This is a genomic window from Tenacibaculum soleae, from assembly GCF_030549005.1.
In the GTDB taxonomy this organism is placed as follows: Bacteria; Bacteroidota; Bacteroidia; order Flavobacteriales; family Flavobacteriaceae; genus Polaribacter; species Polaribacter soleae.
The window spans coordinates 160,436-182,421 of sequence record NZ_JAUOSW010000001.1; the positions used below are offsets into that span (position 1 = coordinate 160,436).

Annotated in this window: 23 protein-coding genes; 11 read left to right on the forward strand and 12 right to left on the reverse strand. The window is 29.9% G+C overall.

What is annotated here, in order from left to right:
* Nucleotides 1–174: 174 nt before the first annotated feature.
* Nucleotides 175–1,479 carry a tyrosine--tRNA ligase gene (tyrS, locus tag Q4586_RS00690; RefSeq protein WP_068701652.1) on the reverse strand — a complete coding sequence of 435 codons (1,305 nt, stop codon included), beginning with the start codon at nt 1,477–1,479 and terminating at the stop codon, nt 175–177.
* A 61-nt stretch (nt 1,480–1,540) separates the two neighbouring features.
* Between tyrS and Q4586_RS00695 the strand changes: the two genes are divergently transcribed.
* A complete protein-coding gene (locus Q4586_RS00695) occupies nt 1,541–2,542 on the forward strand; it encodes an NAD-dependent epimerase/dehydratase family protein (RefSeq protein ID WP_303525418.1) in 1,002 nt (333 codons plus the stop codon).
* Here the strand turns inward: Q4586_RS00695 and Q4586_RS00700 are convergent, their stop codons facing one another.
* Genes Q4586_RS00700 through Q4586_RS00710 form a run of 3 tightly spaced genes read right to left on the reverse strand, consistent with a single transcriptional unit; the run spans nt 2,543 to nt 5,061 of the window.
* Nucleotides 2,543–2,998, reverse strand: coding sequence for a DUF4296 domain-containing protein (locus tag Q4586_RS00700; protein ID WP_068701655.1), 456 nt, complete (start codon nt 2,996–2,998; stop codon nt 2,543–2,545).
* Nucleotides 2,999–4,336 carry a dihydroorotase gene (locus Q4586_RS00705; RefSeq protein WP_303525424.1) on the reverse strand — a complete coding sequence of 446 codons (1,338 nt, stop codon included), beginning with the start codon at nt 4,334–4,336 and terminating at the stop codon, nt 2,999–3,001.
* Nucleotides 4,337–4,338: 2 nt separating this feature from the next.
* On the reverse strand, nt 4,339–5,061 hold the full coding sequence (locus Q4586_RS00710; RefSeq protein WP_303525427.1) for a polyprenol monophosphomannose synthase: 723 nt from the start codon (nt 5,059–5,061) through the stop codon (nt 4,339–4,341).
* A gap of 81 nt (nt 5,062–5,142) precedes the next feature.
* Between Q4586_RS00710 and Q4586_RS00715 the strand changes: the two genes are divergently transcribed.
* The 4 genes from Q4586_RS00715 (at nt 5,143) to Q4586_RS00730 (ending at nt 8,592) form a co-directional block, all read left to right on the forward strand.
* Nucleotides 5,143–5,790, forward strand: coding sequence for a DUF4271 domain-containing protein (locus Q4586_RS00715; RefSeq protein WP_068701661.1), 648 nt, complete (start codon nt 5,143–5,145; stop codon nt 5,788–5,790).
* Nucleotides 5,791–5,802: 12 nt separating this feature from the next.
* Complete coding sequence (locus tag Q4586_RS00720) at nt 5,803–6,549, forward strand: uroporphyrinogen-III synthase (RefSeq protein ID WP_068701663.1); 747 nt, start codon at nt 5,803–5,805, stop codon at nt 6,547–6,549.
* A 115-nt stretch (nt 6,550–6,664) separates the two neighbouring features.
* Nucleotides 6,665–7,660, forward strand: coding sequence for an inorganic phosphate transporter (locus Q4586_RS00725; protein ID WP_303525432.1), 996 nt, complete (start codon nt 6,665–6,667; stop codon nt 7,658–7,660).
* Between the two features lie 47 nt (nt 7,661–7,707).
* A complete protein-coding gene (locus tag Q4586_RS00730; RefSeq protein ID WP_303525434.1) occupies nt 7,708–8,592 on the forward strand; it encodes a sterol desaturase family protein in 885 nt (294 codons plus the stop codon).
* Nucleotides 8,593–8,602: 10 nt separating this feature from the next.
* Here the strand turns inward: Q4586_RS00730 and Q4586_RS00735 are convergent, their stop codons facing one another.
* The 3 genes from Q4586_RS00735 to Q4586_RS00745 are packed head-to-tail and all read right to left on the reverse strand — an operon-like array spanning nt 8,603 to nt 11,744.
* Nucleotides 8,603–9,865 carry a BamA/TamA family outer membrane protein gene (locus Q4586_RS00735; protein WP_303525436.1) on the reverse strand — a complete coding sequence of 421 codons (1,263 nt, stop codon included), beginning with the start codon at nt 9,863–9,865 and terminating at the stop codon, nt 8,603–8,605.
* The gene (locus Q4586_RS00740; protein ID WP_303525438.1) at nt 9,855–10,850 is read right to left on the reverse strand and encodes a glycoside hydrolase family 113; all 996 of its coding nucleotides are present in this window, start codon (nt 10,848–10,850) and stop codon (nt 9,855–9,857) included. Before Q4586_RS00740 ends, Q4586_RS00735 begins: the two co-directional genes overlap by 11 nt.
* A gap of 21 nt (nt 10,851–10,871) precedes the next feature.
* Nucleotides 10,872–11,744 carry a transporter gene (locus Q4586_RS00745; RefSeq protein ID WP_303525441.1) on the reverse strand — a complete coding sequence of 291 codons (873 nt, stop codon included), beginning with the start codon at nt 11,742–11,744 and terminating at the stop codon, nt 10,872–10,874.
* A gap of 139 nt (nt 11,745–11,883) precedes the next feature.
* Here Q4586_RS00745 and Q4586_RS00750 point away from each other — a divergent pair, with 139 nt between their 5' ends.
* Genes Q4586_RS00750 through Q4586_RS00775 form a run of 6 tightly spaced genes read left to right on the forward strand, consistent with a single transcriptional unit; the run spans nt 11,884 to nt 18,891 of the window.
* A complete protein-coding gene (locus tag Q4586_RS00750; protein WP_068701676.1) occupies nt 11,884–13,227 on the forward strand; it encodes an NAD(P)/FAD-dependent oxidoreductase in 1,344 nt (447 codons plus the stop codon).
* Between the two features lie 4 nt (nt 13,228–13,231).
* Nucleotides 13,232–14,836: a 4Fe-4S binding protein gene (locus Q4586_RS00755; RefSeq protein ID WP_303525443.1), complete on the forward strand. Its 1,605-nt coding sequence runs from the start codon at nt 13,232–13,234 to the stop codon at nt 14,834–14,836.
* A gap of 46 nt (nt 14,837–14,882) precedes the next feature.
* On the forward strand, nt 14,883–15,326 hold the full coding sequence (locus tag Q4586_RS00760; protein ID WP_303525444.1) for a toxin-antitoxin system YwqK family antitoxin: 444 nt from the start codon (nt 14,883–14,885) through the stop codon (nt 15,324–15,326).
* Nucleotides 15,327–15,329: 3 nt separating this feature from the next.
* Nucleotides 15,330–16,022 (forward strand): glycosyltransferase family 2 protein, encoded by a 693-nt coding sequence (locus tag Q4586_RS00765; protein WP_303525446.1) that lies wholly within the window; start codon nt 15,330–15,332, stop codon nt 16,020–16,022.
* Nucleotides 16,022–17,512, forward strand: a complete 1,491-nt coding sequence (locus tag Q4586_RS00770; RefSeq protein WP_303525448.1) for a cellulose synthase family protein — start codon at nt 16,022–16,024, stop codon at nt 17,510–17,512. The genes Q4586_RS00765 and Q4586_RS00770 overlap by 1 nt, the downstream gene beginning before the upstream one ends.
* Nucleotides 17,512–18,891, forward strand: coding sequence for an MptA/MptB family glycosyltransferase (locus tag Q4586_RS00775; RefSeq protein WP_068701686.1), 1,380 nt, complete (start codon nt 17,512–17,514; stop codon nt 18,889–18,891). The genes Q4586_RS00770 and Q4586_RS00775 overlap by 1 nt, the downstream gene beginning before the upstream one ends.
* A gap of 103 nt (nt 18,892–18,994) precedes the next feature.
* Here the strand turns inward: Q4586_RS00775 and Q4586_RS00780 are convergent, their stop codons facing one another.
* The 5 genes from Q4586_RS00780 to gcvH form a co-directional block, all read right to left on the reverse strand.
* On the reverse strand, nt 18,995–19,576 hold the full coding sequence (locus tag Q4586_RS00780) for an acyltransferase (protein ID WP_303525453.1): 582 nt from the start codon (nt 19,574–19,576) through the stop codon (nt 18,995–18,997).
* 45 nt (nt 19,577–19,621) lie between these two features.
* On the reverse strand, nt 19,622–20,368 hold the full coding sequence (locus tag Q4586_RS00785; RefSeq protein WP_068701691.1) for an energy transducer TonB: 747 nt from the start codon (nt 20,366–20,368) through the stop codon (nt 19,622–19,624).
* A 105-nt stretch (nt 20,369–20,473) separates the two neighbouring features.
* Nucleotides 20,474–21,196, reverse strand: a complete 723-nt coding sequence (locus Q4586_RS00790) for an energy transducer TonB (protein ID WP_068701693.1) — start codon at nt 21,194–21,196, stop codon at nt 20,474–20,476.
* 64 nt (nt 21,197–21,260) lie between these two features.
* A complete protein-coding gene (locus Q4586_RS00795; RefSeq protein WP_084442999.1) occupies nt 21,261–21,638 on the reverse strand; it encodes a VanZ family protein in 378 nt (125 codons plus the stop codon).
* Nucleotides 21,604–21,984 carry a glycine cleavage system protein GcvH gene (gcvH, locus tag Q4586_RS00800; RefSeq protein WP_068701695.1) on the reverse strand — a complete coding sequence of 127 codons (381 nt, stop codon included), beginning with the start codon at nt 21,982–21,984 and terminating at the stop codon, nt 21,604–21,606. The genes Q4586_RS00795 and gcvH overlap by 35 nt, the downstream gene beginning before the upstream one ends.
* Nucleotides 21,985–21,986 lie beyond the last annotated feature (2 nt).

A 21,986-nucleotide genomic window follows, 5' to 3' on the forward strand; every position in this document is an offset into this window, starting at 1 on the left:
ACTCAAAATAAAAAAGCTCTTCCTGTTGTTTCAATGCAACAAGAAGCCGTATGCACTTCTATTTGCACTGCTAACTGTATAAAACCTAAAAATAAATGCTGCAATAAGTACCAAAAAAAAGGCATCAACTGTAAGCGATGCCCTTTAACTTTTGATATTAAAATAGCTTCTTAATTACGCTACTTTTAATAAAAAATAACTCTTTTTTCCGCGTTGTAATAACACATATTTATCAGCAATTAAATCTTTTGCTGTAATTGTAAAGTCTTCTTTTACTTTTTCTTTATTTACCGATACCGCATTTTCTTTTAAAGCTCTTTTTGCATCTCCGTTAGATTTTAAAAAACTAGTTTTACCTGACAATGCATCAATCATTGATAAACCTTCTGAAATATCTGCTTTTAAAACTTCCGCTTGCGGTACGCCATCAAAAACATCTAAAAATGTTTGCTCGTCTAAACTCTTTAAATCTTCCGATGTAGATTTTCCGAATAAAATATTAGAAGCTGCAATTGCTTTGTCTAATGCTTCTTTTGAGTGTACAAAAGTAGTAACTTCTTCAGCTAATTTTCTTTGCAATGCTCTTTGATGTGGTGCTTCCTTATGTGTCTCAATTAATGAATTTATAGTAGCTTCATCTAAAAAGGTAAATATTTTAATATACTTTTCAGCATCCTCATCTGAAGTGTTTAACCAAAATTGGTAAAATTTATATACAGATGTTTTATCGGCATCTAACCACACATTTCCTCCTTCTGATTTTCCAAATTTAGAACCATCTGCTTTGGTAATTAACGGACAGGTCATTGCGTATGCCTTTGCTTCTTCACCAACATTCATTCTACGCACTAACTCGGTACCAGTAGTAATATTTCCCCACTGATCTGAACCTCCCATTTGTAACAAACAGTTATGGTTTTTATACAAATGATAAAAATCGTATCCTTGAATTAACTGGTACGTAAATTCGGTAAAACTCATTCCGTTATTAGAATCACCAGAAATTCGTTTCTTTACAGAATCTTTCGCCATCATATAATTTACTGTAATACGTTTACCAACATCACGCGCAAATTCGATAAATGAAAAATTTTTCATCCAATCGTAATTGTTAACTAAAATTGGAGAGTTTTCAGTACCATTATCAAAATTTAAAAAACGTGCTAAAGTTCGCTTAATTCCATCAACATTTTTAGCTAAAGCTTCTTCATTTAATAAATTACGTTCGTCTGATTTTCCTGACGGATCACCAATCATTCCAGTAGCTCCACCAACTAAAGCAACAGGTTTATGTCCTGCTTTTTCAAGGTGTACAAGCAATATAATTGGCACCAAACTTCCTATATGCAATGAATCAGATGTTGGATCAAAACCAATATATGCTGCCGTCATTTCTTTTTGTAATTGCTCTTCTGTTCCTGGCATCATGTCGTGAACCATTCCACGCCAACGTAATTCTGCTACTAAATTTTTGGTCATTTTTATGAGTTTTAAAGACACAAAGATACATTTATCGTTTAAAAAATTCTATTTTCGTTATATGATTTTAGTTACAGGAGGAACAGGTTTAGTAGGCTCACATTTATTATATCATTTAACTCAAAAAAATGATACGATTCGTGCTATTTATAGAACTGAAGAAAAAAAAGAGCAGGTAAAAAAAATATTTTCTTACTATACCGAAAATATTGAGCAATTATTTAGCAAAATTGAATGGATTAAGGCTGATATTACTGAAATTCCATCTTTAATTCCTGTTTTTAAAGGTATAACAAATGTATATCATTGTGCTGCTTTGGTTTCTTTTAATCCGAAGGATTATAGAAAGATGCGTCAGGTAAATATTGATGGTACCGCAAACATGATTAACTTATCTATTGATGCTAAAGTTGTTAAGTTTTGCTTTGTAAGCTCTATTGCTGCGGTTGGAAATGCTATAAACGGAAAACCTATTGATGAGGAAAATGAATGGGCAGACGAAGATAACAATAACGGGTATTCGATTACAAAATATGGTGCCGAAATGGAAGTTTGGCGCGGTAGTCAAGAAGGATTAGATGTTATAATTGTTAACCCAGGGGTAATTTTAGGGAGCGGTTTTTGGAATGAAGGATCGGGAAAATTATTTACACAAATAAACAATGGATTTAAGTTTTACACAGAAGGTATTACTGGGTTTGTAAGTGTAAAAGATGTTGTAAAAGCAATGATTTTATTATTGCAATCTGATATTAAAAACGAACGATTCGTATTGGTATCAGAAAATAAATCTTTTAAAGATGTTTTATTTACTATTGCAGATGGTTTGCACAAAAAGAAACCGTATATAAAAGTTGGAACGCTAATAACTTCGTTTATTTGGAGAATTGATTCGGTAATAACTTTGATAACAAAAAAAGAGCCTTTGCTAACTAAAAATTCAGCAAAGGCCTCTCACAATAAATCTTATTATTCGTCAGAAAAAATAGTAAAAAAATTGAATTTTAAATTTGAATTAATCAATACGTCCATCAATCAAATTTGTGAAAATTATAATTCATAATTATTCACGCTTCTTTATATTTAACGGTTTTCTTTTAAAAACAACTTTACTTTCTTCCTTAAAATCTTCTTCTAAAATTAATTTGTCCTCAATTTTTTTATTTTTACCCCTCAAGGTATCTTTTCCGATATAATATGTTTCTATAGAGTCTAAATTCTTTTTCACTTCTTTAATCATATCAGAATATTCTTCTATTTCAGAAGTGTAATATTTATTACTAAGATCAAATCGTAAACTATCAATTTTATACTTTTCATACACCAACATCATATAGTTTTTTTCTTTTTTTAAAAACTTATTTTTAACATTTTCGGCAGACGAAGCGATATACATATCTGTTAACAAAATAACCATAGAGTCTTTAGGGATTAAAGATTTTGGTGCTTTGTAAATAGTATTACTTGTGGTGCATGAAGTAATAAGTAACAGAACGATTATGTAGGTTATTTTTTTCATTTATGCTTTAAACTCTAAGCGTTTTCCTTTTGTGTTCTCGTCGAAAACTCCATTAACAAACATCAAGTTTCCGTTTACAAAAGTGTGTGTTATTTTACTTGAAAACTCAACACCTTCAAAAGGAGACCATCCGCATTTATATAAAATATTTTCTTTAGCAACCATCCATTTTTTTTCAGTATCAACCAAAACTAAATCGGCATAAAAACCTTCTTTTATAAATCCGCGTTTTTCTACCCTAAATAATTTTGCTGGGTTATGACACATTTTTTCTACCGCTTTTTCAATTGGCAAAACTCCTTCTTTTACTTTTTCTAAGATAGCTGTTACTGCATGTTGCACTAATGGTCCTCCACTAGGTGCTTTTGTATATACATTGTCTTTTTCATCTAAAGTATGCGGCGCATGATCAGTGGCAATTACATCAATTCTATCATCCAATAGAGCTTTCCATAATCCGTCTTTATCTTTTTGAGATTTTACTGCCGGATTCCATTTTATGTGAGTTCCTTTTTCCTCATAATCTTTGTCTGTAAACCATAAATGGTGCACACAAACCTCGGCGGTAATTTTCTTTTCTTCTAACGGAATATCATTTCTAAACAATGCTGTTTCTTTAGCTGTTGACAAGTGAAAAACATGTAATCTTGCGCCAGTTTTTTTAGCCAACGCTATTGCTTTTGAAGATGATAAATAACAAGCTTCTTCACTTCTAATAATTGGATGGTATTTTAACGGAATATCATCACCATATTTTGCTTTATATTCTTCGGTATTTTTTCTAATGGTAGCTTCGTCTTCGCAGTGTACCGAAATTAACATATCAGTTGATGAGAATATCTTTTCTAACACCTCTTCGTTATCAACCAACATATTTCCGGTTGATGATCCTAAAAACAATTTAATTCCTGCTACATTTTTAGGATTTGTTTTTAACAACTCTTCTAAATTATCATTCGTACCACCAAACATAAATGAGTAATTAGCATACGATGTTTTAGAGGCTGTTATAAATTTATCTTCTAACAACTCTTGCGTAGTTGCTTGTGGTACCGTATTGGGCATTTCAATAAACGATGTTATTCCACCAGCAATAGCTGCTTTACTTTCGGTAGCTATATTTGCTTTATGAGTTAATCCTGGTTCACGAAAATGTACTTGATCATCAATCATACCCGGAATTAAATATTTTCCTTCTGCATCGATAATTTCAACATTTGAATTCGCATTAATTTCGGTTGAAATTTCTTTTATATAATTCCCTTCAATTAAAACATCGCCTTTAAAAACTTTGTTTTCGTTAACAATAGTTGCGTTTTTTATTAAATATGATTTCATAATTATTTTGGTAAACCTTTTAATTTCATTTTTATAACTCCAAAAATAGCTTCTTTTATAATTCCTGAACTTAGTTTTGATTGTCCTAAAACTCTATCAGTAAAAATTACCGAAACTTCTTTTATTTTAAATTTATGTTTCCAAGCTTTAAATTTCATTTCTATCTGAAAAGCATATCCTATAAATTTAATTTTATCCAATTGTATTTTTTCTAAAACTTTTCTTCTGTAGCATACAAAACCTGCAGTGGTATCATGAATTGGCATTCTTGTAATTAAACGCACATATTTTGAAGCAAAATAAGACAATAACACTCTGCTCATAGGCCAATTAACAACATTTACACCTACAGAGTAACGTGACCCGATAGCTACATCTGCCCCGTTATTTTTGCAAGCTTCGTATAATTTTACTAAATCGTTTGGATTGTGCGAAAAATCGGCATCCATTTCAATAATAAAATCATAACCTTTATTTATAGCCCATTTAAATCCATGAATGTATGCGGTACCTAAACCGTTTTTACCTTCTCTTTTTTCTAAAAAAAGATTATTTGGATATGTTTTTTGTAATTTTTCTACAATATCTGCTGTTCCGTCAGGTGAATTATCATCAACAACTAAAATATCAAACTCTTTTTTTTGATTAAAGGTTGTTTGTATTATTGCCTCGATGTTTTCTTTTTCGTTATAAGTAGGAATTATAACTAAAGCGTCTGATTTCATGTAATTTTCATCTAAATCTGAGCAAATATACACTAAATAATCACTAATTTTGTGTTAAATAAAAGCATAAAACAAATACAATTGCAAGCAATAGAACGCATTATAACTGACAATAATTGGATTACTTTGGTAATTGTATTTGCTATTATTTTATTAGCGTTAATGAAATTACTTGCGCCAAATAAGTTATTTGGTTACACCCTTGCTTTTTTCACCCCTGGTTTTTTTAAAAAAAAAGTAACTAATAACACTTCTTTTTACACACCTTTTAATTTATTATTGTTTTTATTTTCTTCGGTTGTGATTGCTCTTTTTTTAATTTTAATAATCAACTTAACTGATACTGATTATGATGTTAGTTTTTTTAATTATTTAATTATATTTTCTTTCTCTATCTCTTACTTATCTATAAAACATTTTTTAAATTTCTTCCTATCAAATACATTAGGGCTTTCACCTATTATTAAGTATTTTTTAGTACTTAAATCAGAATACTTAAACTCTCTCTGCTTACTACTACTTCCTATTATTATTGTGTATCAATATGCCTTTAATAGTGTTATTTTTTTATTAATGTGTTTTGGTATCTTATTTATTTTCAGAGGGTTTTTAATTTTAAAAAACAACAAAAAGATAGTATTACGTAAGTTATTTTATTTTATTTTGTACTTTTGCACCCTTGAAATAGCACCGCTATTAATTGTTTATAAAATAACAACGACTACGTAAAGAGAAAAACATATGAAAGTAAAAACTATTTTAGTTTCTCAACCAGCTCCTAAGACGGAAACTTCTCCTTATTTTGATTTAGCTGAAAAACAAAAAGTAAAAATTGATTTCCGCTCTTTTATTCATGTTGAAGGTATTGACGGAAAAGAAGTTCGATCTCAAAAAATTGATTTAAACAACTATACTGCAATCATTTTAACGAGTAGAAATGCAGTAGATCATTTTTTTAGAATTGCTGAAGAGATGCGCTTCACAGTACCAGATAGCATGAAATATTTTTGCCAATCAGAAGCTGTAGCTTATTATTTACAAAAATATGTAGTATACAGAAAGCGTAAAATTTATGTGGGTACTCGTACTTTTCCTGAATTAAGTAAATTGATAAAAAAACATAAAGACGAAAAATTTTTACTTCCTTCGTCAGATAAACTAAAACCGTTAATCCCAGCAGAATTAGATAAATTAGGTGTAAATTGGAAACGTGCTGATTTATATAAAACAGTTGTGAGTGATTTATCAGATTTAGAAAATGTTTTTTACGACATCTTAGTGTTTTTTAGTCCTTCAGGAATTGATAGCTTATTTAAAAATTTCCCTAATTTTAAACAAAATGACACTCGAATAGCTGTTTTTGGTAATTCAACAATTAAAGCTGTTGAAGACAGAGGGTTGCGTGTAGACATTGCTGCTCCAACCCCAGAAACTCCTTCAATGACTATGGCTTTAGATAAATATATTAAAGACAACAACAAAAAGTAGCATTTACTTTTTTATAATTATAAAAACCATCAAAGATTTTGTTCTTTGATGGTTTTCTTTTTTATATCCGTAAGTATAAAGTACGTTTTACGTCAAAATTGAAAAATTAAATTCAATGATCTTATTACTACTTTTTATTGCCGCATGTTTTTTAGCATACAGTAATGGTGCAAATGACAATTTTAAAGGTGTTGCTACCTTATTTGGCAGCGGAATTACTAGCTATAAGAAAGCCATAAATTGGGCTACAATTACAACTTTTTCAGGGGCTGTTGCTGCTATTTTCTTAGCCGATGAATTAGTTAAAAATTTTTCAGGAAAAGGATTAGTTCCTAATGATTTAATACAAACTCCAAATTTTGCAATTGCTATTGCCTTAGGTGCCGCCATTACCGTTTTTACTGCAACTAAAATAGGGATGCCTATTTCAACAACACACAGTTTAGTTGGTGGTTTATTGGGTGCAGGAATTATGGCCGTAGGTGCAGAATTTAATTTTACAAAACTTAGTAATACTTTTTTAATCCCATTAATTGTTAGTCCACTCATGGCTGCATTTTTAAGCTTAACTTTTTATTTATTCTTTAAGTTTTTACGAAAACAAATACCCACATTAAATAAACAACACTCAACTTTATTAAACATAGATTCTAACAAAATTTTAGATTCGTTACATTATATAAGTTCAGGTATTGTAAGTTTTGCTAGAGGATTAAACGACACTCCTAAAATTGTAGGTTTATTAATAATTATTAATACAATTAACATTAAATGGAGCATGATTTCTGTTGCAATTATTATGGCTTTAGGTGGATTGATAAATGCTAAAAAAGTAGGGGAAACAATGAGTAACAAAATTACAAAAATGAACTCAGGTCAAGGCTTTACCGCCAATATAATTACCGGGCTATTAGTAACTACCGCAAGTGTTCATGGCTTACCTGTTTCTACAACACATGTTTCAGTTGGTTCTCTTTTTGGAATTGGAACCGTTACAAAAAAAGCAAACTATAAAGTAATTGGTAAGATTATTTTATCTTGGATACTTACCTTACCAATAGCAGCAATTATGAGTGCGCTGATTTTTAAATTACTAGAAATTGTAGGATAAAAAATTAGTATATTTATTGTGTAGTTACTAACATATTTTATATGTAAATGAATAAATATTTAGACATTATAAAAAACTCTTATAGAGATTATTGGAACTATCTAAAACAATCTGTTTTAATGGAATTAAATTGGGAGAATTATTTTTACGGTTTAATTATAATTTCTTTAGTTGTTTGGGCGTTAGAAATAGTTTTTCCTTGGCGAAAAAATCAATCAATATTTAGAAAAGATTTTTGGCTAGATCTTTTCTATATGTTTTTTAACTTCTTTATACTGAATTTAATCGTTTTAATAGCTTTATCTAATTCGGCAGCACAATTTTTTAATGATTTTTTAAATACGTTCAAGTTATCAATTAAGAGTTTTCAAGTTTTTGATATTAATCAATTTAACTTTTGGATAAGAATTTTTGTCTTTTTTATAATTATCGATTTTGTGCAATGGTTTACACATACATTGTTACATAAATATAATTTTTTGTGGAAATTTCACAAAGTACATCATTCAGTAAAAGAAATGGGATTTGCTGCGCATTTACGTTATCACTGGATGGAACCTGTGTTATACAATTCAATGAAGTACATTCCGTTAGCAATTATCGGTGGTTTTACAGCCAAAGATGTAGCTTTTGTTCATTTTTTTAACATTACTATTGGTCATTTAAATCATGCTAACATCAACTGGGATTATGGTTTTTTAAAATACATTTTAAACAATCCTAAAATGCATATTTGGCATCATGCAAAAGAACTTCCAGAAAACAGAAAAACCGGTGTCAATTTTGGAATAACCTTAAGTATTTGGGATTATATTTTTAAAACAAATTACATTCCGTATAATGGAAGAGATATTGAATTAGGTTTTGAAAATGATGAAAATTTCCCGCAAGATTTTATCAGTCAAGAATTGTATCCGCTACGCGAGAAGTAATTAAATGAGCTTAAAAATACTGCCCAATTCCAAAAACAAATCCTTTTGATGCATTTTTAGTTAAACCATATCCATAATCAATTCTAAATATTGCATTAAATATTTTTTTGTTGATAAACCGTAATCCTAATCCTGAGTATGCTTGCATGTTTTTTGTTTTAGTAAAGTCATTAAAACTACCTCCTGGATTTCTCCAACTACCTACATCAACAAAAGCATTTCCTTGTATTGCTAGCCAATTGTTTTCATACATTGTGTGTCGGTATTCGGTATTCCAAACAATACTACCTGTACCTCTATCAACTAAAATACCAACACCTCTTAAGTTTACGTTATTATCTAATGCAAAAGGTGCAAATGGACTTTTTATATTTGATGCCAAGCCTACCCGTAATCTATTTGCCCAATTTCCTTTTTTTCCTATTCGTTTGTAATACAAAAAGTCGTTCCAAAAAACTAAAAAATCATCTTGATATTCATTTTCAGAAATCACGTATTGCCCGTAAAATTGACTTTTAAATCCACTTATATTTTGATAATGATAATTTAAATTATCGTAAGTATAAACTGTTTTAAACAACAACTTATTTACATCTAATTTTAAGGGGATTTTTGCCGATGTATTTCCTGATAAATAATTATACTTTTCTTTGAAATAATTCAATCCAAACTGCAGGTTATTTTTAAAATTTATTTGATACAAAGCAAGCGCTTCGTATGATGTGTTTTGATATTTATAATTGGCGGTTTTATCATCAAAATACAAAGGCTCTTCACTTATCCATTTTTGATGATTTAACGCCAAGCCCCATTTATTAGAAAACAATGTTGGTGCTTTAAAATTAATGCCATACGAATCAAATCCGTTATTTTGATAAAATGCCCCGAGTATAATATTTTGCCCTAAAAAATTATAGTCAGAAACCCCAATTTTATACGCTGTTTTTTCATTCGTAGTTGTCCAAAGGTTTAACTCTGGTATTAGCGTATGATTTTCTACAACATTTACAAAAACATTGTACTTGTTTTCATGTGAATGAAATACTTGAAAATAAGCATGTGAAATTGCAGGCAAACGTTTTAAACGCACCATATCTTTACTTAACAAAACAGAATCTAAAGAAGTATTATTTTTAGTTGCTAAAATCTTTTTTATCAGCCCTATTTTTGTTTTTTTTAACCCTTTAATTTTTACATCAAGAATTGTATTTTTTTGTGAAAATGAACAAAAATTGATTCCAATAATTAAAAACACTATTATTTTATTGCGCATATAATTTTCTAATTAATTCTTCTGTTGGTTTATTTTGTGGCGTAAACCTATTATTTTTTTCTCCACCAACTTCTTGGTGGTTATGAAACCATTTCCAAATAAACCCGCCAGCAAACCAATTTTCTTTCCAAAATTGATTATACAAAGCTTGCATTGCATTTTTTTGATTTTGATGGTTTATTTTATCAATAACCCTTTTAGAATCCCAAGGTTGTTTCCCTGTATAATCTATACTTCTATATCCAAATTCAGTAAACAAAACAGGTTTGTTTAGTTTCTTTCTAACCCTATCAATTTCCTCTTTATGAATTTGCCAACCTTGTTCAAATTCTTTGAGAGTTGGTGATTTTTTATCACTTAACGGAAAATAGGCATCAATACCTATATAATCTAATTCATTCCAAAAAAACACTCTTTTATACTCGTCCCAATTGGCTGCATAAGTAAGTTTTCCTTTATAAATACTTCTAATTTTTTTTATCAGTCCTTTCCAAAAAACCGGTCTATTTTTAACAAATTGTTCTAATTCGGTACCAATACAAAAAATATCAGCTTTTAAATTTTGTGCTGTTTTTGCATACGTTAAAATAAATGCTGCATATGATGTTTCTAGAACCTTCCAATCATCTTCATTTTTCATTGTTATATTTCCGGTAAACTCGCCTTTCCAAACCCATATATGAGGTTTTATCATCAGTTTAATATTATTCTTTTTAAATTCCTCAGCATATTGAATTACTCCTTTTTCAGTTTCGCCAAACCATTGTCGATTTGTATTATGAGTTATTGTAGGTGATGCTAAATCTTTAATAAAACCAAAAGGCATCAGCGCAACATAATTGGCAGACACCTTTATAACTGGGGATGTATGTTTTTGGTTTATCTTATCAGAAGAAGCTACAAAGCTAATTCCGTTTATTTTTTTTGTTTGACTTTTACATGATAAACAGAGCAAACAAAGTAAAAGGAGTTTATATAATTTCATAACTCCTAATTTACACATTTTTTAAAATAACGCTCGTATGCCAATATTGAAACTCTGCCCTAATCCATTATTGGTTCCTCTAACAAAATTACTATACAAAGCTTCTATATTTAACTCTTTAGTTAATTGGTATTTCCCTCCAAAGCCTAACGCAGTATAATCTTGTGTAAAATCTCCGAAACGCTCAGAATGTTGAACAAAACCTAAAACAGTTGCTTTAGATGATGGAAAATAACTCATAAAAACACTTGGCACTAATAAATAGCTATTATTAGCATAACTTTTACCTTCCTCTCCAAAACTATATTCAGTATTTAGTTCAGTAAATAATTGCCATTTGCCTCCTTCGAATGTATAGTCATAAAAAAATCTATTTTGAAAAATCCATGAAGCTTGATCTAAAAAAACTCCATTAGCATCTTGCTCAACATCAACTAAAGGAATATGAATTGCAGATTGTATCGAAAAACTCCCTAAGCTTTTTATCGGTTGAAATTTAATTGCCGGAGCAATAGAGGTAATTCCTTTTCTTTCGGTTTGTCCAGTTTCTAAACTAAAAACAGATAAAGCTTGTCTCCCACCAATTGTATTGGATCTAAACTCTGCTAAAAAACCAATATTAAAACGATTATTATCTGAAATCCCTGTAAAAATCTCAACAGACGATGTAAAAAAGTTTTCTCTTAATTTTGATTTTGAATCTCCGTTTTCATTTGCAAATTTTGTTTCTGTATATAAGTTATTTCCCCATTTAACATCCCATTGCCCTTTATTTAATAGCTTTGATGGTGTATACGTTTGTATATTACTTTTTTCTAACTCTTTTTCTTGAGAGTAACCTCTTATAACGCTAAACAACACTATTGCAACAATATAACCGAATTTAATTTTCATTTTTAATCTTTTTTAATTGAATTATAAGACGTAGTATTTTTAATTTACTTGCATTTTATCTTTATTTAAAACCATTCTAAATTTATTTATTCTATTAAGTTCTTAACTTTAACAACGACCTAACTGCAAATCAACTTTTATGGAACACGTTGTTATTATCGGTAATGGAATATCTGGTGTTACTGCCGCAAGGCATATCAGAAAATTATCTGACAAAAAAATTACCATTATTTCTTCTGAAACTGAATACTTCTTTTCAAGAACTGCCTTAATGTATGTTTACATGGGGCATATGAAATTTGAACATACGCAACCTTATGAACCTTGGTTTTGGAAAAAGAATAACATCGAATTAAAAAAAGGGTTTGTTAGCCATATAGATACTCAAAAAAAGGAATTAGAATTTAAAAATGGAGAATCTTTTTCTTTTGATAAATTGATAATCGCTACAGGTTCTAAACCTAATAAGTTTGGTTGGCCAGGTCAAGATTTAGAAGGTGTTTTGGGAATGTATCATAAACAAGACCTAGAAAAATTAGAAAAATTTGCTCCTAATAACAAAGTATGTAAAAGGGCTGTAATTGTTGGTGGTGGTTTAATAGGAATAGAACTTGCTGAAATGTTACATAGCAGAAATATACCCGTAACTTTTTTGGTTCGTGAACAAAGTTTTTGGGGTGGAGTTTTACCAAAAGAAGAGTCTGCAATGATTAACAAAGAAATTACTAACAATCATATTGATTTACGATTAGGTGTAAACCTAAAAGAGATTAAAGCTGATGAAAATGGACAGGTAAAATCTGTTATAATTGCTGAAACTGGCGAAGAAATAACATGTAACGTAGTTGGATTAACAGCTGGAGTTTCGCCAAATATCGATTTTATAAAATCTTCAGAGATAGAAATTGGTCGTGGTGTAAAAGTAAACTCGTTTTTAGAAACCAACATTAACGATATTTATGCCATTGGTGATTGCGCTGAACAACATGAAGCAATTGGTAATCGCAGGCCAATTGAAGCTGTTTGGTACACTGGTAGAATGATGGGAGAAACTGTTGCGCAAACTATTTGTGATAACAAAACTGCCTACAAACCCGGGCATTGGTTTAACTCTGCTAAATTTATTGATATTGAATATCAAACCTACGGTTGGGTTTGGGCGAAACCTAAAGAAAATGAAGCTCGTTTTTATTGGGAACACCAAAGTGGCAAAAAATGTATTCACATTAATTATGACAAAAACACCCATGAGTTTATTGGAATTAACACTTTTGGTATTAGAATGCGTCATGAGTTTTTTGACGCTGTTTTAACCAACAAAAAATCGGTAGAACATGTTTTAGAACATTTAGCAGATGCTAATTTTGACCCTGAATTTTTTAAACTTCACGAACCAGAAATTATTGCAAAATTCAACAAAGAAAATGACACTAATATTCAACTAAAAAAGAAGAGTTGGAAACGAATTTTTAATAAAGCATAATTACATGAAAACAATTAAAAACATCGGATTGCTAATATGCTTTATCGGTTTTGCAATTTTTACTGCAAGTATATTTACAGGTACAAATAACGTTTCTCAAAAAACTTTTGACACGTGGGTAGTTCAAAAGGTAAAAAGTGAGTTTTTTATAGAAAAGGCACAGCATGAAATTGTAGATAAAAACTTAAGTACCTATGCTTTATCTTCTAAAATAATCGAAATAGCAAAAGCATCAAACCAATACCATAAAGCACAAAAAGAAATTGCTTGGGATAAAATTATCTGGTTAAAATGGAACAAAACATCTAAAGATTTTATATATCCTTTGGTTAGAGAATCGGCAACGGGTTGGGTTAAAAACAATCAAAGTTTATTTTTCTTTTTAACGTTTGGATTAGCAATTTTAGGAGGCACAATTGCTTTTGCTACAGATTACAAATTATTAGGTCCAGCAGGGATTAAAAACAATGGTATTTTTCAACATTCAGCAACCAACAGAGGTTATTTAGGAATTGTAGCTTTTATATTTTTTGTGGGCTTTTATATGTTCCTATACTTTTACCCTAACTATTTGGTAAATCCTATTTTAGCAACCAACCCTATTAGTAAAAATTTAAGTGGTAACCCTGCTAGCCAATGGTTTTTATACGGATTTATGTATTGCGCAGTAATGAGTGTTTTTGCTATAAGAATGTTTATCAAGTACCGTCATAATAACTATCAAATACTACGAACAGCAGTTGTATTATTTTTTCAAATTGCTTTTGCCTTTTTAATTCCTGAAATATTAGTTGCTTTTAACAAACCTTGGTTTGATTTTAAAAATGCCTTTCCGTTAAATTATTCTTTCTTTTTCGATTGGAATATCAACAATTTATTAGAAAGCGGAAACTTAGGTGTTTTTATGTTGGTATGGGGAATTTTACTAACCTTAATTATCGTTCCTGTAATGGTTTATTTTTATGGAAAAAGATGGTATTGTTCTTGGGTTTGTGGTTGCGGTGGATTGGCCGAAACCCTAGGTGATCCATATAGACAGTTATCGAGTAAATCATTATTTTCTTGGAAAATTGAACGCTATTTAATACACGGAGTTTTAGTTTTTGCGCTAGGGATGACTGCCTTAACTTTATACACTTATTTTGCTGAAATAGAAAGCTGGAAAGAAATTGCTTTTGGTATTTCTGCTTATGATATACAAACTAGCTACGGATTTTTAATAGGCTCTATTTTTTCTGGAGTTATAGGAACCGGATTTTACCCTATTTTAGGAAACCGTGTTTGGTGTCGTTTTGGTTGCCCGTTAGCTGCTTATATGGGATTTGTGCAGCGTTTTAAATCTCGTTTTAGAATTACCACAAACGGAGGGCAATGTATTTCTTGTGGTAATTGTTCTACTTATTGCGAACAAGGAATTGATGTAAGAGCTTATGCACAAAAAGGAGAAAACATTGTTCGTTCAAGTTGTGTTGGTTGTGGTGTTTGTTCTGCTGTTTGTCCGCGTGGAGTTTTAAAGTTAGAAAATGGCCCAGAAGAAGGGCGTATAAATCCGACAGAAGTATTACTAGGAAACGATGTTGATTTAATGAAGTTAGTGAATGATAAATAAAGTAAAATATAATATTCAAAGTATTTTTTTGCTTTTGTTATTATTTATGAGCATTACAATATTGGGACAAAATAAATATACAAAAATCAACTTTAACAATGGTAATATAAAAGCTGAAGGTTGGATTTTAAAAACAGCAAAAGTTAAGTACTGGAAGTTTTACTATAAAAACGGAAACGTTAAAAAAGAAGGGCATTTTAAAAACAATCATCCTGATAAATATTGGTACTTTTACCGTAAAGATGCTTCTAAAGAAAAAGAAGGACATTTTAGTAATGGAAAACAAAACGATTGGTGGTTATATTATGATAAAAACGGAAATATTAATCATAAATGCCAATTAAAAGACAACCAAAAAAATGGTTATTGTTTACTGTATAAAAATAAAAAATTAACGAGAGCATCTAAATTTAAAAACGGAAAAAAAATAAAAGAATGGGATAGTTTTTCTTCTTTCAAAAAAGAAAACAAACTCTCTGACTTACAATAAATAATGAAGCAATCAATTAAAGTTATCATTCCTGCTTACAATGAACAAGATTCTATTGGACTTGTAATTAACGATATTCCATCAATTGTTGATGAAATAATTGTAATTAGTAACAACTCAACCGATGCTACCGAACAAAATGCAAAAAAAGCGGGAGCAACCGTTTTAACAGAAAACAGAAGAGGTTATGGGCATGCTTGTTTAAAAGGTATGGAACACATTGCTAATCAAAAAAACAAGCCAGATATTATTGTTTTTTTAGACGGTGATTATTCTGATTACCCTGAACAACTTACCGAATTAGTAAGCCCGATCATCAATCAAAATATAGATTTTGTAATTGGTGCTCGGGTTGAAAAATTAAGAGAAAACGGTTCAATGACTCCACAACAAATTTTCGGAAATTGGTTAGCTACTTTTTTAATGAAATTTTTTTTTAAGGCAAATTTTACAGATTTAGGTCCATTTAGAGCTATCAAATACGATAAATTACTTGCTTTAAATATGGAAGATAAAACCTATGGCTGGACGGTTGAAATGCAATTAAAAGCTTTAAAACAAAAATTTAGCTATACCGAAATACCTATGAAATATAGGAACAGAATTGGTGTATCAAAAGTTTCTGGTACCGTAAAAGGTAGTATCTTAGCCGGCGTTAAAATATTAACTTGGATATTTAAATACAGTTTTAAATAATGATTTTAGAGTATATAATAATAGTCATTTATACTATTTCGTTGATACTAATTTTTATGTATGCTTTAGCACAATTAAACTTATTGTTTAATTACTTAAAAGCGCAAAAGCAACAAGATAATTCGCCAAAATTCGATTTTTCTAAGCCCGAAGAAATCCCTTTTGTAACCATTCAGCTACCGGTATTTAATGAGTTGTATGTAATGGAGCGTTTGCTAAATAACATTGCAAAAATTAAATACCCGAATCACAAATTAGAAATACAAGTTTTAGACGATTCTACAGATGAATCAGTAATTTCTACCGCAAAACATATCGATCAACTTAAAAAAACAGGATTAGATATTGTACACATTCGAAGGGAAAACCGTCAAGGTTTTAAAGCCGGAGCGTTAAAAGAAGGACTAGAAATTGCTAAAGGAGAGTTCATTGTTATTTTTGATGCCGATTTTTTACCTCAAGAAGATTGGTTAGAAAAAACTGTTCCTTATTTTAAAGATCCTAAAATTGGTGTGGTACAAACACGTTGGGGACATATTAACAGAAATTACTCAACCTTAACAAAAATTCAAGCTTTTGCTTTAGATGCCCATTTTACGTTAGAGCAAGTTGGTAGAAATAGCAAAGGGCACTTTATAAATTTTAATGGTACAGCAGGTATATGGCGTAAACAATGTATTTATGAAGCTGGTAATTGGGAAGGCGACACCTTAACTGAAGATTTAGATTTAAGTTACCGAGCACAATTAAAAAACTGGAAATTTAAATACCTAGAAAATGTAGAAACACCAGCCGAATTACCCGTAATAATTAGTGCAGCTCGCTCACAACAATTTCGATGGAATAAAGGTGGTGCCGAAAACTTTCAAAAGATGTTTAAACGGGTGGTTACCAACAATAATCTATCCTTTAAATCAAAAATTCATGGGCTCTTACATTTGTTAAACAGCTCTATGTTTTTAAACGTATTTATTGTTGGTATACTAAGTATTCCTATGTTATATATTAAAAATGAGTATGCTCATTTAAAACCTTTCTTTTACACAATGAGTTTTTTTGTTATTAGCTCTTTAATATTTTTCATTTGCTATTGGCATATGTATAAAAGAACCTATGGCGCTGGTATTAAAAACTTTTTTAGCTATGTAGGTACTTTTTTCACATTTTTCTCTATTGCTATGGGGTTTTCTTTACATAACTCAATAGCTGTTTTAGAAGGTCATTTTGGTAAAAAAAGTGAATTTGTACGTACACCAAAATTTAATATTAAAAGTCTTAAAGATGGCTGGAAAAACAATAAATACATTCGTAAAAAAGTATCTTTAAACGTAATCATTGAAGGCTTTTTAACCCTATACTTTGCCTTTGGTATGTATAGTGCTTTTATTGTTGGTGATCAAGGAGGTGATTTTGGTTTATTTCCTTTTCACTTAATGTTATTTACTGGTTTTGGATACGTGTTTTTTAAATCTCTTTTTTCTAAATCTTAATGCTCTTGTGGAAAAAATATAATGGAATTACCGCTATAATTTTATGTGTAATTTTATATTTTTTCTTTGGATATTTTTTAGAACGCACGCAGTTTAATTTGCTTTTATTCCTGTGGATTTCTCTCTTCGGATGCTTTTATTGGCTATTAAAAAGTAATACATTCTCTTTTAACACCTTAGCTTTACTTTCTATTTTATTTAAACTGATTTTTCTAGTTGCTATACCAAATTTATCACAAGATTTTTATCGATTTATTTGGGATGGCAGAATGATTTTTGAGGGATTAAATCCTTATTTATCATTACCAAAAGTATTTATCGAGCAGCAAAAATACCCAGTAAACCAAGCCGTTGAATTATACAACGGAATGGGAATAATGAACGGAAGTCATTACACCAATTATCCACCAATAAATCAATTATGCTTTTTAATAGCTGCTATTTTTGCCAACAAAAGTATTTTAGGTAGTGTTTTGGTTATGCGAGTTATTATTATTTTAGCGGATATTGGAATTTTATATTTCGGAAAAAAATTATTAGCATCGTTAAATTTACCAGTTCGTAACATTTTTTTATATGCTTTAAACCCCTTTATAATTATCGAAATGACTGGTAACTTACATTTCGAACCTGTTATGTTATTTTTTTTAGTGTGGAGCTTGTATAAACTACAGCAACAAAAATGGGTGTTAGCAGCAATACTTTTCGCCTGTTCGGTTTCGGTAAAATTAATTCCTTTATTATTTTTACCCTTATTTTTTCAATGGTTTGTAAAAAAAAGGGTTCATAATAAAAGTTTAATTACATGGAATTGGTTTAAGTTTTACTCCGAAAAACCACAAAAATTACTCTATTTTTATCTATTGATTCTAGCGATTATACTTTTATTGTTTTTGCCTTTTTACTCATCAGAATTAATTTCGAATTATTTTAACTCCGTTGGTTTATGGTTTAAAAGTTTTGAATTTAATGCTAGCTTTTATTATATCGCACGAGAAATAGGTTATTTATTTAGAGGTTATAATGAAATTGCTATAATCGGCAAAATAATGCCCATTTTAACTGTTTTATTTTTGATTGGACTAAGTTTTTTTCGCAACAATAAATCAACGATACAACTAATTACAGCCATGTTGTTTGGGTTATCTTTCTATTACTTTACCTCTACTACAATGCATCCATGGTATACTGCTACACTTTTAATTTTAAGTGTATTTACAAAATATAGATTTCCGTTAATTTGGAGTTTTGTAATTATTTTAAGCTATCAAGCCTATGCTAATTTACCATGGAAAGAAAACTTATGGTTTGTTGGCTTAGAATATATAATTCTATATGTTTTTTTAATTTGGGAAGTATCTATAAAAAAACCCACTTAATAAAATCAAGTGGGAAAAATTGCTATGAAAAAGAATGTGGTTTTACAACCACTTCTCAAATATAGAGAAGTCATTGCTTATAAACAAGTACTTTTTTAAAAAATTAGCCTTTTAACACGCTATTATTTTCTAGTTTATATTTTTCCTTACTTTCAAAACAAAATGCTTCTCCTTGATCATTAAACTCTAAACGATGCCCATATTCACTAATCCACCCTATTTGTTTTGATGGATTTCCTACAACCAATGCATAAGGCAGTACTTCTTTTGTAACAACTGCACCTGCACCTACAAATGCGTATTCACCAATATTGTTTCCACAAACAATGGTGGCATTGGCTCCAATACTTGCTCCTTTTTTTACAATCGTTTTTAAGTATTGATCTTGCCTTTTAATTGCGCTTCTAGGGTTAATTACATTGGTAAATACCATTGAAGGCCCTAAAAACACATCATCTTCACAAATTACTCCTGTATAAATAGATACGTTATTCTGAACTTTTACATTGTTTCCTAAAACTACTTTTGGTGATATTACCACATTCTGTCCAATATTACAGTCATTCCCAATTTTACAATCAGGCATAACATGGCTAAAATGCCAAATTTTGGTTCCTTTACCAATATCACTATTAGTATCAATTACAGCTGTTTCGTGAGCAAAAAAAGAATTTGTTGTATCCATAAAACAAAAATAAAAAACTCAACTTAAAAAGTTGAGTTTTTAAAATTATTCTACTTTAAAAGTAATTGGCAATGTGTATTTTACTTTTACGGGTTTATTATTTTGTTTACCAGGTATAAAGTTAGGTATTTTTGTTACTACTTTATTTGTTTCTTTTTCCAATCGCTTATGTGGTGCTCTAATTTTTATTTCAGAAACTACACCTGATTTATCAATTATAAACTGTGTAAAAATTTTATACTTTCCAGCTCTTAAACCTACATCTTGTGCTATTTCTGCGTTAAAATAACGCTGTACATGTTGTTGAATTTTACGTTCAAAACACTTTTTGTTTTCTATTTCTGATAAACCTTCACATCCTTTAAAAACAGGGGTGTTTTGTACGTTATTTATTGACATTGTATTCTCAACTAAGGGTTCTATTATTTTTGGTGTAACTATATTTTGGTTCGAATCAACAATAGGTGTGTTATCCTTGGTAGGCTTAATAATTGTTTCAATTACAGCTTCGGTGCTTTTAATAATTCTAGGAAGCACAACTGTTTTAACTATTTGTTTTTTTACCACTGCCTTTACTTTCTTTTCTACTTTTTTAACAACAATAGGGCGAGAAAATGTAAATACAGTTTCAATCGAATTATCAAAAGGAATAGGCACATCTGCTATTTTCTTTTCTGTTTCATACTCTAACGAGATAAAAACAATAAATAAAGTAAGTACCAAACCTAACTGAGTAAAAATTGATGAAAATTTTTCTAGTTGTTTTCTTGGAGATTTTTTTAGTTTTTTCATAGCTTTAATTTTTTTTAAGTTAATACTATGTTAAAAACAAGAAGTGTGCCAATAAAAAAAAGCAACCCTAATTAGGTTGCTTTTTTTTATATTTTTTGGTAAAATTTACTCTACATTAAAAGTAATTGGTAAGGTATAACCTACTCTTACCGCTCTACCTCTTTGTCTACCTGGTTTCATTTTAGGTATCTTTCTAGCTACACGCATAGCTTCCTTTTTTAATCTTGGGTGAGGTGCTCTTGCATTTACACCTGTTATAGAACCATCTTTATCAATTTTAAATTGAACATAAATTCTCTTTTTACCTGGTGCTAAGCCTAATTCATTTGCTAATTCTGAATCGAAATAGCGCTGAACATGTTTCTGTAATTTTTTATTTAAACAAGCTTTCTTTTGAGATTTTGTTCCTTTACATCCTGGAAAAATTGGTACTTCTTCAATAATTGCAAAAGGTACATCTTCTACCAAAACTTCTTCTTCAACTGCTTCTTCGATATCCTCTACTTCTACGGCTTCTGACTCATCTGTTTCTGTAGATTCAATAATTGTTTCTTCAACTTCTTTTTCATCTTCTACAACTTCTATCTTATCTGGTGCTGGTGGTGGTGGTGTATTAGGTTTTGGTTTTGGCGGTTCTATTTGAAGCTCTATAGTTTCTTCTTCTATTTCAGAAGCCATATTAGCCATTCCTAAATCTCCATACTCTTTATCGTATGTTTTATTTTCAATTGCAATATACGTTACAAATAAAGCTAAAACCAAACCTAACTGCATAAACAGTTTACTATAGTTTTCTAAGTTTGATTTTGGATTTTTCTTAATTTCCATCCTAAATATTTTTTAATAGTTCGCTAATTTAATTAAATTATTTTAACTTTTACAAGCTAATCCTTTAAATAGCTACATTTTTCTTAAAAAAAAGAAAGTAAATAATGTAAGCTATTAAAATACCCATCGTATTTGCTACAATATCTAACAACTCACCTGAACGATGTGTTGTTATTGTAACTTGAAGAGCTTCAATAACTATGCCGAAAAAAAAACAACAAAAAGCTATAAATAATTTGCTAGTTTTTGTTTTTTTAAATGCCAACAACCAAATAAAAGTTAAAATAAAATAAGCTATCAAATGCTTTAGCTTATCTATATTTTTTATTTGAATTTGTTGATTTTCAATTTTTATTAAGCTAAAAACAGCAATACCAATCGTAATTAGTATTGCTATTCTTATTAAATTACGACTTAATAAGTTCTTGATATGCTTCAGCACTTAACAAGTCTGCTGTTTGTGAATCGTCAGATAGTTTTACTTTTATCATCCATCCTTTTCCATAAGGATCTGAATTTACTAACTCTGGCTCATCTTCTAATGCTTCATTAAACTCAATTACTTCTCCTGATAAAGGCATAAAAAGGTCTGATACCGTTTTAACTGCTTCTACTGAACCAAAAACTTCTTCAATATCTAAAGTTTCATCTAAAGTATCAACATCTACATACACGATATCGCCCAATTCTCCTTGCGCAAAAGCTGTAATACCAATAGTAGCTACGCCTTCTTCTACCTTAACCCACTCGTGGTCTTTTGTATATTTTAATTCTGATGGAATGTTCATTG